Source organism: Sphingorhabdus contaminans, assembly GCF_007280415.1.
Taxonomy (GTDB): Bacteria; Pseudomonadota; Alphaproteobacteria; order Sphingomonadales; family Sphingomonadaceae; genus Sphingorhabdus_B; species Sphingorhabdus_B contaminans.
The window spans coordinates 1,681,659-1,691,790 of record NZ_VKKU01000001.1 but is presented as its reverse complement, the minus strand read 5'-3'; the positions used below and the strand labels follow the sequence as shown (position 1 = coordinate 1,691,790).

The 10,132-nt window shown below is 52.5% G+C and carries 13 protein-coding genes, 1 tRNA gene and 1 pseudogene; 5 read left to right on the top strand and 10 right to left on the bottom strand.

The annotated features are described in order from the left end of the window. Positions 1 to 289 (top strand): transaldolase family protein (locus FOM92_RS08195; protein ID WP_281285535.1); only part of this gene is annotated, 289 nt, incomplete at its 5' end. 62 nt (positions 290 to 351) lie between these two features. On the opposite strand, the gene FOM92_RS08190 is transcribed toward FOM92_RS08195, so the two are convergent. Then, a tRNA-Arg gene (locus FOM92_RS08190) sits at positions 352 to 428 on the bottom strand. A 58-nt stretch (positions 429 to 486) separates the two neighbouring features. Between FOM92_RS08190 and FOM92_RS08185 the strand changes: the two genes are divergently transcribed. After that, positions 487 to 1,218 (top strand): queuosine precursor transporter, encoded by a 732-nt coding sequence (locus FOM92_RS08185; RefSeq protein WP_143776240.1) that lies wholly within the window; start codon positions 487 to 489, stop codon positions 1,216 to 1,218. After that, positions 1,218 to 1,622 (top strand): hypothetical protein, encoded by a 405-nt coding sequence (locus FOM92_RS08180; RefSeq protein WP_143776239.1) that lies wholly within the window; start codon positions 1,218 to 1,220, stop codon positions 1,620 to 1,622. Before FOM92_RS08185 ends, FOM92_RS08180 begins: the two co-directional genes overlap by 1 nt. On the opposite strand, the gene purQ is transcribed toward FOM92_RS08180, so the two are convergent. Continuing rightward, the gene (gene purQ, locus FOM92_RS08175; protein WP_143776238.1) at positions 1,575 to 2,240 is read right to left on the bottom strand and encodes a phosphoribosylformylglycinamidine synthase subunit PurQ; all 666 of its coding nucleotides are present in this window, start codon (positions 2,238 to 2,240) and stop codon (positions 1,575 to 1,577) included. The two genes, FOM92_RS08180 and purQ, sit on opposite strands and share 48 nt — an antisense overlap. Beyond that, positions 2,240 to 2,473, bottom strand: coding sequence for a phosphoribosylformylglycinamidine synthase subunit PurS (gene purS / locus FOM92_RS08170; protein ID WP_143776237.1), 234 nt, complete (start codon positions 2,471 to 2,473; stop codon positions 2,240 to 2,242). The genes purQ and purS overlap by 1 nt, the downstream gene beginning before the upstream one ends. A 179-nt stretch (positions 2,474 to 2,652) precedes the next feature. Between purS and FOM92_RS15930 the strand changes: the two genes are divergently transcribed. Then, the gene (locus FOM92_RS15930; protein ID WP_170226820.1) at positions 2,653 to 2,805 is read left to right on the top strand and encodes a hypothetical protein; all 153 of its coding nucleotides are present in this window, start codon (positions 2,653 to 2,655) and stop codon (positions 2,803 to 2,805) included. On the opposite strand, the gene FOM92_RS08165 is transcribed toward FOM92_RS15930, so the two are convergent. Beyond that, positions 2,806 to 5,703: a M16 family metallopeptidase gene (locus FOM92_RS08165; protein ID WP_281285583.1), complete on the bottom strand. Its 2,898-nt coding sequence runs from the start codon at positions 5,701 to 5,703 to the stop codon at positions 2,806 to 2,808. Between the two features lie 6 nt (positions 5,704 to 5,709). After that, entirely contained in the window at positions 5,710 to 6,489 is a 780-nt protein-coding gene (gene purC / locus FOM92_RS08160; protein WP_143776235.1) for a phosphoribosylaminoimidazolesuccinocarboxamide synthase, read from the bottom strand. 203 nt (positions 6,490 to 6,692) lie between these two features. Between purC and aat the strand changes: the two genes are divergently transcribed. Next, complete coding sequence (gene aat, locus FOM92_RS08155) at positions 6,693 to 7,430, top strand: leucyl/phenylalanyl-tRNA--protein transferase (RefSeq protein ID WP_211347379.1); 738 nt, start codon at positions 6,693 to 6,695, stop codon at positions 7,428 to 7,430. A gap of 35 nt (positions 7,431 to 7,465) precedes the next feature. Here aat and FOM92_RS16085 read toward each other — a convergent pair. The 5 genes and pseudogenes from FOM92_RS16085 to FOM92_RS08130 form a co-directional block, all read right to left on the bottom strand. After that, a pseudogene (locus tag FOM92_RS16085) lies at positions 7,466 to 7,717 on the bottom strand (DUF2155 domain-containing protein); the annotation flags it as partial. Between the two features lie 161 nt (positions 7,718 to 7,878). Next, a complete protein-coding gene (locus FOM92_RS08145; RefSeq protein ID WP_143776233.1) occupies positions 7,879 to 8,265 on the bottom strand; it encodes an NADH:ubiquinone oxidoreductase subunit NDUFA12 in 387 nt (128 codons plus the stop codon). A 40-nt stretch (positions 8,266 to 8,305) separates the two neighbouring features. After that, entirely contained in the window at positions 8,306 to 8,818 is a 513-nt protein-coding gene (locus tag FOM92_RS08140) for a DUF192 domain-containing protein (RefSeq protein WP_246087197.1), read from the bottom strand. Beyond that, positions 8,815 to 9,573: a GIN domain-containing protein gene (locus tag FOM92_RS08135; protein ID WP_143776232.1), complete on the bottom strand. Its 759-nt coding sequence runs from the start codon at positions 9,571 to 9,573 to the stop codon at positions 8,815 to 8,817. The genes FOM92_RS08140 and FOM92_RS08135 overlap by 4 nt, the downstream gene beginning before the upstream one ends. Continuing rightward, positions 9,528 to 10,085 (bottom strand): class I SAM-dependent methyltransferase, encoded by a 558-nt coding sequence (locus FOM92_RS08130; RefSeq protein ID WP_246087196.1) that lies wholly within the window; start codon positions 10,083 to 10,085, stop codon positions 9,528 to 9,530. The genes FOM92_RS08135 and FOM92_RS08130 overlap by 46 nt, the downstream gene beginning before the upstream one ends. Positions 10,086 to 10,132 lie beyond the last annotated feature (47 nt).

Genomic DNA, 10,132 nt, shown 5'->3' with positions numbered 1-10,132 from the left:
CGCAAGTTTTGTCTCGCCCTTCGTCGGCCGGCATGACGATAACGGCTTCGATGGAATGCAGCTGATCAGCGACATCCGGCTGATCTACGACAATTATGATTTTGGTACCGAGATATTGGTGGCAAGCGTGCGCCACGGAATTCACGTGCTGGAGGCAGCGAAGATTGGAGCTGATGTCATGACGGCGCCGCCTGCGGTCATCAAAGGGCTGTTTAAGCATGTCCTGACCGACAAGGGCATCGAAGGCTTCCTTGCCGACTGGGCAAAAACAGGTCAGGCAATCGGGTAGGGGGGACGCCGGACGCCCTAAACCGAAAATTTGTGAATAAAGTTGAAGCGCTTTTGTTTGAGTGGCGCGCCCTACAGGAGTCGAACCTGTGGCCTCAAGATTAGAAGTCTCGCGCTCTATCCAGCTGAGCTAAGGGCGCGCGCTGCGAGCGCAATAACCACTTTGCGCACGGCTGCAAAGCTGCTTATGTCGTTGCCATGCAGGATACACCAATTTTAACCGAGAACGCCAACGCTGCAAGCGGCCGTCAGTTTCGTTATTATGACTTCGTCATGGCCGCATTTGTCGCTGTGCTGTTGCTCTCTAATGTCATTGGCGCTGCGAAACCGGCGGCACTTACAATAAATGGCGAACAATGGGTATTTGGCGCCGGTATTCTCTTTTTCCCACTGGGCTATGTTATCGGAGACGTGTTGACCGAAGTCTACGGCTATGCCCGTGCGCGTCGTGTCATCTGGGCAGGGTTCGTCGGCCTGATTTTCATGGCGTTCATGAGTTGGGTGGTCGTTTCTCTGCCACCGGCTGCAGGATGGCAGGGGCAGGCGGCCTATGAATCGGTTTTTGGCCAAGTCTGGCGAATAGTTGCCGCTTCAATCACTGCATTTTGGGCAGGCGAATTTGTAAACAGCTATGTCATGGCTCGGATGAAGATTTGGACGGCCGGCAAACATCTTTGGTCGCGCACAATCGGGTCTACCGTCGTCGGGCAGGGCGTGGACAGTTTGATTTTCTACCCGCTAGCTTTCTTGGGGGTTTGGAGTACGGAACAAGTTGTCACCGTGATGATTACTAACTGGGGTCTCAAGGTTCTTTGGGAAGCAGTCCTCACGCCGGTCACCTACATCGTAGTGGGCTGGCTCAAGCGAAAAGAAGGCGTGGATCTGTTTGACGAGGATACGGATTTCTCGCCATTCAAAACGAAAGTATAATGCAGGAAATTCTACAGCAATTGGCTGAGCGTTGGATCGTCTACAAAATTGATTTAACTAATTTTGTCGGACTGACCAATGATGCGATGCACATCCACATTTCGCTTCTTCTCTTACTGGTTTCGGCGATCCTGTTTCGGCGGCGGCCCGACAGTATCTGGTGCTGGCTGGTCGTATTCTGTGCCGAACTGTTCAATGAATATGCGGATATCCGTGGCGCAGCTCCGGATGAAGCAACCCTCGATGCAGCAATACATGACATCTATAATACGATGTTTTGGCCGACCGTGATTTTGCTTTTGGGCCGTTTTCTTTTTCCGCCTCGCGCCAAAAAAGGCAAAAACAAAGAAGCTGTTTCAAGCGATCTGCCGGATCAATCCTTCAAAGAGTCGGCGACCGTCTGACCCCCCATGAACATCCTCGATCATGCGTTCCGGGTGCGGCATCATGCCGAGGACGTTGCCGGAATCATTCAATATTCCGGCAATGTCACGCGATGATCCATTCACAGGTTCGGCGTATCGAAAGGCAATGCGACCTTCGCCTTCGATACGATCCAGCGTCTCCGCGTCGGCGAAATAATTACCATCATGATGTGCTACCGGGATCGCGATTGACTCCCCACTGTCATATTGGCTGGTAAAAATAGACTGGCTATTTTCAACGGTCAGCCGCACCGTTCGACATACAAAGCGGATTCCCGAATTCCGCATGAGCGCGCCTGGCAGCAGGCCTGCTTCAGTCAGAATTTGGAAGCCGTTGCATACGCCCAATACCGGTACACCGCGATGCGCAGCCGCGACAACGGCTTGCATGACCGGAGAGCGCGCTGCCATTGCACCCGACCGCAGATAATCGCCATATGAAAATCCACCAGGGATTGCGATCAGATCCAGATTATCGGGCAGTGATATTTCACGATGCCACACAAGGCTAGTTTCCGCGCCCATGATCTGCCGTATCGCAACCGCCATATCGCGATCACAGTTGGAACCAGGAAACTGGATAACGGCGGCGCGCATCAGGCTGCCTGCTCAATCTCGAAATTTTCGATGACCATGTTCGCCAGCAATTTGCTGCACATTGTTTCCAGATCGGATGTGGAAAGGCCTGGCTCATGTTCGATCTCAATTAGCCGTCCGGCACGCACATCATGAACGCCCGAAAATCCAAGACTTTCTATTGCATGGTGAATCGCCTTGCCCTGCGGATCAAGAACGCCATTTTTCAAGGTTACAAAGACGCGGGTTTTCATGGGCTACACCTGTGTTAAGGACCGTCCGCCCCCTATAGAACCCACGCATTTTGAAACAAGAGGGCAGTGCGGAATAACCGAATTTTAACCATGTTACGCAATCCCGCATTGAGGGTATCCGGTGTAATCGCGAACACCACAATGGTTCGTGGCGGCAATTATGCCAAGTGGAGGAACCTATGGTCGGATTGGCAACAGCAATGTTCATAGGGCTTTTTGCTTTCGGGCATGAAATGCTCGGCTGGTCCGGTGTTGCCAATGACGAGGTTCAACTCGGTTTGTTCATCTCGTTTATTCTCGGCATCGTATGCGGGTATAAGACCAAAGGTTGATTATTCGACTGGAACGGGACGCACTTGCTTCAAGGTCCCGTCCGAGTTCACCAGATCGTCTGGCACCGCACGAAATGTAAAAGCTGTCTCAGGTTCCAGCCATTTTTTTGCCAACTGCCAAATATCGTCGGCTGTTATCGTCTTGAATAGTTCTTCGCTATTACGGAACCGATCAAGCCTAGCGGGATTGCTTTGCGCTACCGCAGTTATACCGATCCAACTGCCATTCTGCTTTTTCCAGTCGATATAGCTTTCCAGCACCGGCTTGCGTGCGCGTTCAAACAAATCCTTGTTCACGGGTGCCGTTCGCAGTTCTGCGATGATCGCATCAACGGCGGCTTCTATCGCCGGTAAATCTTTCGGGTCGCCACTTGTAGCAATAGCAAAGGTGCCCCGTCCCGGGTAGACATTGGACATGAATGAGCTGGCGCCACCGCCATAGGTTGCGCCAAGTTTTTCGCGCAATTCGTCGGTTAGCCGGATCGTTACAATTCGCGCGAGGAGGTCCATGCCCTGGCTGACCTTTTGATCGCTATCATCAGTGGTGGGCCAGATGCGCCGCCAACTCATTTGATTTGCCTCTCCCTTATGCGGCAAATTATATACGCCTCGGGCGTTGCTCCATGCAGTTTCTCGTTCTTTGCCAGTATAAATGGCTTCGGTGGAGCGTGACGGTAAGGCGCCGAACGTGCGGGTAACACTGGCGATCGCGGCATCTTCGTCGACATCGCCGACCAGTGCGATTTCCAGTCTGTTTTTTAACAATGCATCGTCCAACGCGGTTTTGAGCATCGCGAAATCGACGGACTGCATTGTTTTAAGAGGTGCAATGCTGAATCTGGGATCATCATCCGTCATGATCTTCGGAGTTGATGTTCCCATTACAGATCCAGGTGTTGCATCTAGACGGGCATAAAGTTCTGGAAGCGGCCGGCGGAAAAGCCGCAGCGCATTTTCTGAATAAGCCGGGAACTTTATATATGCGGCCATTACCTGCAACTGCCGTTCCAAATCTGTTGGCGCAATCGCCCCGCTGCTGCCGAAATAATCATCCGAAACGGTAAAGCCTGTCGACACCGTAGTCCCGGCAAGCAATGAACGAAGATCTTCAATGTCATGCGCCTCAAGTCCGCCCGAAATGTACGCGCCGGACATCAGCGCAGCGAGTGGAGCATTGTCTTTCCCAAAATGCAGTTCGCCGCCATCAATGCGCAAGGAATAGCGTATCCGGTTATCTTCAAAATCGGTCTTTTTGATATTGAGAAGTACGCCGTTCGAAAAACGTAGCGTTCGGATACCCAAATCTCCAATCCGCTGATCGGAAACAACTGTCGCTGGCGCGCCGAAATTGGTGTACGCAAATTCCTGCGCCTTGCGGTCGGTGGGCGGAACTATTTCGGTTTGCCGGCTTGCCGAAAACTGACGGAGTACATCTTCTTTGTTGAACCCTGCATTCGACTTTGTCGTTAGGAATAATAAGGGCTCGTCTAACCGACCGAACCAGCCAGCAAATTCAGCGTCGATTGCTGACTTGGTCATAAATGGCCGAAGCTGCCTCCAAAGCAATTGGCGGTAAGCTGCGGAATTCAGCACATCGTCATCAACTGCGGTTAGTTCATTGGCAATCGCAACGCTCGGCTTTGTTGCTTCACTTTTGCTGGCGTTTTCGTAACTTGCGTCAAAACGCTTCAACTGTTCGGATATTTCGGTCTCGCTAAAGCCGTAAAGAGTTGCTTGCCGTACAATCTGTTCGGCAAATGGCAAAAGTTCGCGCCAGCTCCCGTCCTTACCTGAAGCGCTGAACCCGACCCGCGCATATGTATCGCAAAATCCGATTCCGAAACTCGTTCCACCACTCAAAAATGGGACGTCATTTTCGCGGGACCGTCGGCTCATCCGCTGCACGATGATGGATGAGGCAATCTGCATCTTAAGCTCTATTAATGCCCGTTCAATGGTATCGGGACGCTTACGATCCGGGAAAAACTGTTGGATACTTATGGCTTCGCCAATTTTGGGGTGCACGAACATATCGGCGGCGACACTTCTGTTTGTGTCCAAAGTGCAGCTATCCAATTCTGGCAATGCAGACCCGGGATTTGTCCAGTCCGCAAATTTGCGGAAGATTTCCTTTTCTACCTTTGAAACGTCCACGGGGCCGACCACGATGATCCTGATACGGTCCGGGCGGTACCACTTCCTGTAAAGCGCCCGCATCCGGTCGGCGGGAGCAGTTTCCAAGATATTCTGCTGCCCAATCGGGTAGCGTGTCGCAAAGTAGGTTTTCGGGTAAAAAAGGTCATTCGCTGCCCGCGCACTCTGGAACCCGAAATTTTCACGTTCACGCTTTTCCGCGATGACGACCCCGCGTTCTCTGTCAACCGCGCTGTCATTAAAAAGTATTTCGCTAGCTGTTTCGCGCATCAGAAAAAGGGCCCGCTCCAGCAATGCAGGGTCGGCGCGGGGCAGGTCGAGTTTATATTGCGTTTGCGTGTAGCCGGTTGCTGCATTGGTATCGGCGCCAAAGGACAAACCCAATCGTTCGAGCATTTTGACCATCTCCCCTTCGGGAACATTGGTTGTGCCATTGAACGCCATATGCTCTATGAAATGAGCGAGCCCTTGCTCGTCATCATTTTCGGCGGCGGAGCCGAAATCGACTGTCATTCGAACGATGACCTGATTCTGGGGGCGCTGATTGGGTCGGATTGCGTATCGCAAACCATTTGGCAATTGACCGTAGATTATGCTGGTGTCCGGTTCCAAATCCGAGGTTTCGGCATTCCACGGAGCCGTGCGCTGTGCGCCTGGAAACGGCTTTTCGGACTCTGCGTTAGCAGTGTTCGCAAATAATAAGAAAGCCGTCGCGAAGACCAGCCAACAGCGATGTGCCCTCACGCGGATTTACTTACCTTTGCGCAGACGATGACTAACCATGTCGAGCACGGCTCCTTCGCTCTCATCAGGCATCAGGCCCAAGCGACGTGCAACCTCCTGATACGCTTCCGCTTCACCACCGAGGTCACGGCGGAATCGATCTTTATCGAGTTTCTCGCCTGTTTCGATATCCCAAAGCCGGCATCCGTCGGGGCTAATTTCGTCTGCAAGAATGATGCGCGAAAAATCTCCGTCGAAAAGGCGACCGAACTCCAATTTGAAGTCGATAAGGCGAATTCCAATCGCGGCAAACATACCGCACATGAAATCGTTAATGCGGATTGCCATTGAGCTGATATCCTGCATCTCTTCTTGGCTTGCCCAGCCAAAACAGGCGATATGTTCTTCGGCCACCAGAGGATCACCCAAGCTATCATCTTTGTAGCAATATTCGAGAAGCGTGTGGGGCAGGGGTGTGCCCTCTTCAATTCCGAGCCGCTTTGACAAAGTCCCGGCGGCGACATTGCGCACGATGACTTCAATCGGAACAATTTCCACCTGACGGATCAATTGTTCGCGCATATTGAGACGCCGAATGAAGTGCGTCGGAATGCCGATATGCGACAACCGCGTGAACACATGCTCTGACACGCGGTTGTTGATGACGCCCTTGCCAGAAATAGTGCCTTTTTTCTGGGCATTGAACGCCGTCGCGTCGTCTTTGAAATATTGGATCAACGTGCCAGGTTCAGGACCTTCATATAGGATTTTAGCCTTGCCTTCGTAGATTTTGCGGCGGCGGGTCATATGCGGTCCCTGACTTAACGTGAAATGATATGCCCCGGAAGCGCAGGTCCTGCGTGGACTCGACACACCCGGGGCTAGTAGAGCGGCTATAAGCCATTGCAAGCACGGGTGCAATTCGAGATAGAGTAACCATTACTGTTTGCGCATATTTACTCCGTTCCGGGAAAAGGACCGCATTTTTGTCCATCGATCTCGATTTGCTGATGCGGGCTTATGCGAGCGGCATCTTTCCAATGTCCGATGCGCGGGATGACCCGGATACATTTTGGATCGAGCCTGAAATGCGCGCCATATTGCCGCTCGAGGGTTTTAAACTGTCAAAGTCTTTGGCTAAAACCATAAGGCAGGATCGTTTTCGCGTGACAACAGATCAAGCGTTCTCGCGGGTTATTGCCACATGCGCAGCCAAGGATAAGGGCCGACAGGACACTTGGATAAATTCCGATATTGAGGACGCTTTTTGCGAACTGCACCGGCGTGGCCATGCACATAGTGTAGAATGCTGGGAAGACGACGAACTTGTTGGGGGTCTGTATGGACTGGCTATGGGCCGTGCTTTTTTTGGCGAAAGCATGTTTTCAAGAGCTACGGATGCCTCGAAAGTTGCTTTGGCTTGGCTGGTTACCCGGATGCGCGTTGGAGGATTCACTCTCCTCGATTGCCAATTCATGACGTCCCACCTGCAAAGTCTGGGAGCAGTTGAATTGTCGCAAGCAGATTATCTTGTTCTTCTGCAACAATCCCTAGGACGGGATTATCAGGCGTCAGTGGTGTTTTCTTCGTCACCGGCTTCTTCCGGTGTTTCGGACGGAGCAGGTGACTGGGGTGCGTTGGACGGAGTTTTGGCAACGGGGGCAGGACCTGTTTCTGACGATTTCTCTTCCACAGTAGCTTCCTCACCGGGGAAACTCATCTTGCAGGCTTTGACCCAAACATCATAAATTGCATGCTCGACCACATTCGCGGCTGGATTTTCTTTGAATAGCCAGCCGGAAAACACTTGCCGCCAACGCTCGGATTCGGTCGTGCCCGGGGGGCGTTCATTCACGATTAGTTGTACAAACGCGCCCTCGTCAGGGCGTGTTTCCCATGGCGCCGTTTTTTCGCAAGCACGAACACGGACAACCACCTTGCCGAAACGTATTGCTTCGCCCGGCTTCAGTTCTATTTCACGCGTTTGTCCGTTGCGCTTATTTAACAATCCCAAAACAGCCACGCGCTCTGCCATCGGCGTCCCTAGCGACTCGGCACCGGTCGCTACGATCTTATCGCGGGTCGCCTGCGGTTTGCCTGATTTTGAGGGGGCCAAGGCAGCCTCATCTTCGCCCGATGATCCGCATGCGGCGAGCACGGCCAGTAATGGCACCAGCATCAGGCCGCGATATGAATTCATGATGCGTCGGGACTCCACGCCTCATAATCACCCGTTGCACGGGCGCGCCGTCCACCACGTTCAATGGCTCCGGATGGGCGATACGCATGATCGGTGCCTGTGAGGTTTGGAATAGCGGGAGCCTCAAATCCACGAACGGGGGGCAAATAGCTCTCCGGGTTGCCATCATGTGTCCCATGGAGCCAGCCGTGCCATTCCGGCGAAACGCGGCTCGCGTCATTCGATCCATTATAAATGACCCAACGCCGCTTTCCGTCAGATGATTCATAATAGCTATTGCCCGCATCATCCTGGCCAACAGCCTTGCCCTTACGCCAGCTGTATAGCGACGTACCTATGGTGGCACCGTCCCACCATGTGAAAATTTTACCAAGGATTCCCATGTCCCGAGCGATTAGGGCGAACCGGGGCTGTGCGCAATCCCTATTTGGATTGCCAGACAACCTTGTCGCCCGCCGATATACCGAGTTCGGAAGTTAGCCCGCCACGTAATTCAAGCACGGCGACAACGGGTTCGCCCGCCTCAACCGGAGTCGTAGAGTAGGGGATCGTATTTTCGGCAATACTCTCAATAGTGCCGTTTGCCCGAATGAATATGATGTCGAGCGGGATCACAGTGTTTTTCATCCAGAAACTCGCCAACTTGGGTTCTGGAAATGGGAAAATCATCCCTGCCGTATCGGCCAATTCTGTACGGAACATGAGGCCTTTGGCTTGTTCTATCGACGTGCGCGCGATCTCAACAGTGAATTGTCGCGTTTTCGCCCCACCTGTGATGCATAATGTGGTTTGCGCGAGACCAGCGGCTGAAGCCGCCAGTGGTTCAACTGAACCGCAGCCGTTGGATGTACTTTTGCTGTTCGCTGGCATCGTGCATGCAGACACAGCGATCGCAGACACAATTATTCCGGATTTGATGAAATTGGCTAAATTCATTTGCTGGATCCTGTATCCACTTTTGCGCAATTAATGGATGCGGCACCGGCTTGCTTTATAAAGCATGTACCTTTCCCACCGATAGTGATGTTTCCAGATCCCCTGTTATAGATTTCAGTGCCTTCCTCGACTGTGGCATTTGAAATGGCATTTCCCACATGCTCCAGCCGCAGTTTACGGGTCCGGACATTCTCACCCTGAAATACGCCTGCGCCTTCTATCAATACTTTGGCATCGCGTATGGTACCTGCACCAAGTTCAATTTTGCCGTTGCCGTTAATGGCGGCGTTATACTGATCGGTATCCAATTTCCTGATCGAGATCGTGCCATTTCCGGCGACGAGCATACGGACAAGGTTTGTCTGCTTCACGGCGGATATGTTCAGCGTCCCATTACCGCTAAGGGTTGCGTCCCTAATGTCCTGAGTTGTCAATATTATACGCAACGGCGCTGTGATGGGAACGCCACGGTTATTGTTGATGATATCCTGCAACCGTATCCGCAACGTGGTTCCCACCCGCTCGAGCTTAAGCGAGTCCAGCATTCGTTTGTCGCCGCTTGCGAAAGCGGAAGGTGCTTTTCCGGTTACAACTGATACGCTGAGGTCACCGATAACTACTATATTTTCAAAGCTTCCAACTAAAAGCTTGCGTTCAACTGGTTTGTTGACCTGTGCGGGAGCGGCACTGCTGAAAAGGAACAGCGTTGCTAAGATATTACGCGCGCTTCGCCCCATTCGACCCAACCCAGCCATTTTGGTGTCCTTTTCAAATAATGGCCTTGTAACCCCTCGATTGCAAAGCCTGAAGCGGATATGGCTTGTGTCACCGGTCGGGTCAAATGGCAACCGCCTGCGATATGTTTCCAGATAGGCTCAATGCGCGATTGCCATTTGGCAGCAGATGCATCCGGGGCATGGCCATGTTCGACAAAAAGCAATTTGCCGCCTGGTTTAAGTACCCGTTTTGCTTCCGCCAAAGCGGCGATTGGGTCTTGAACCGAGCATAAAGTGAATGTCGTGACGACGGTATCAAAACTGCCACTTGCAAAAGGAAGCTTTTCCGCAACCCCTATCGCGAAATTTGCCTTACGGCCCGCATGTACCAATTCCGCCTGCGCACGCTCCAGTAGTTCTTCCGACGGATCAATTCCCGACAAGCTGCGAACCTTATACCAGTCGTAATAGGGCAAGTTGGCGGCACCGCCGCACCCCAATTCCAATACATCGCCTGAGGCACGCGGCACAATCTTCGCGCGGTCTTTCATAATCGCCGGTTGACGGCACGCGCACCCGATCAGGCAAGGAACAACGT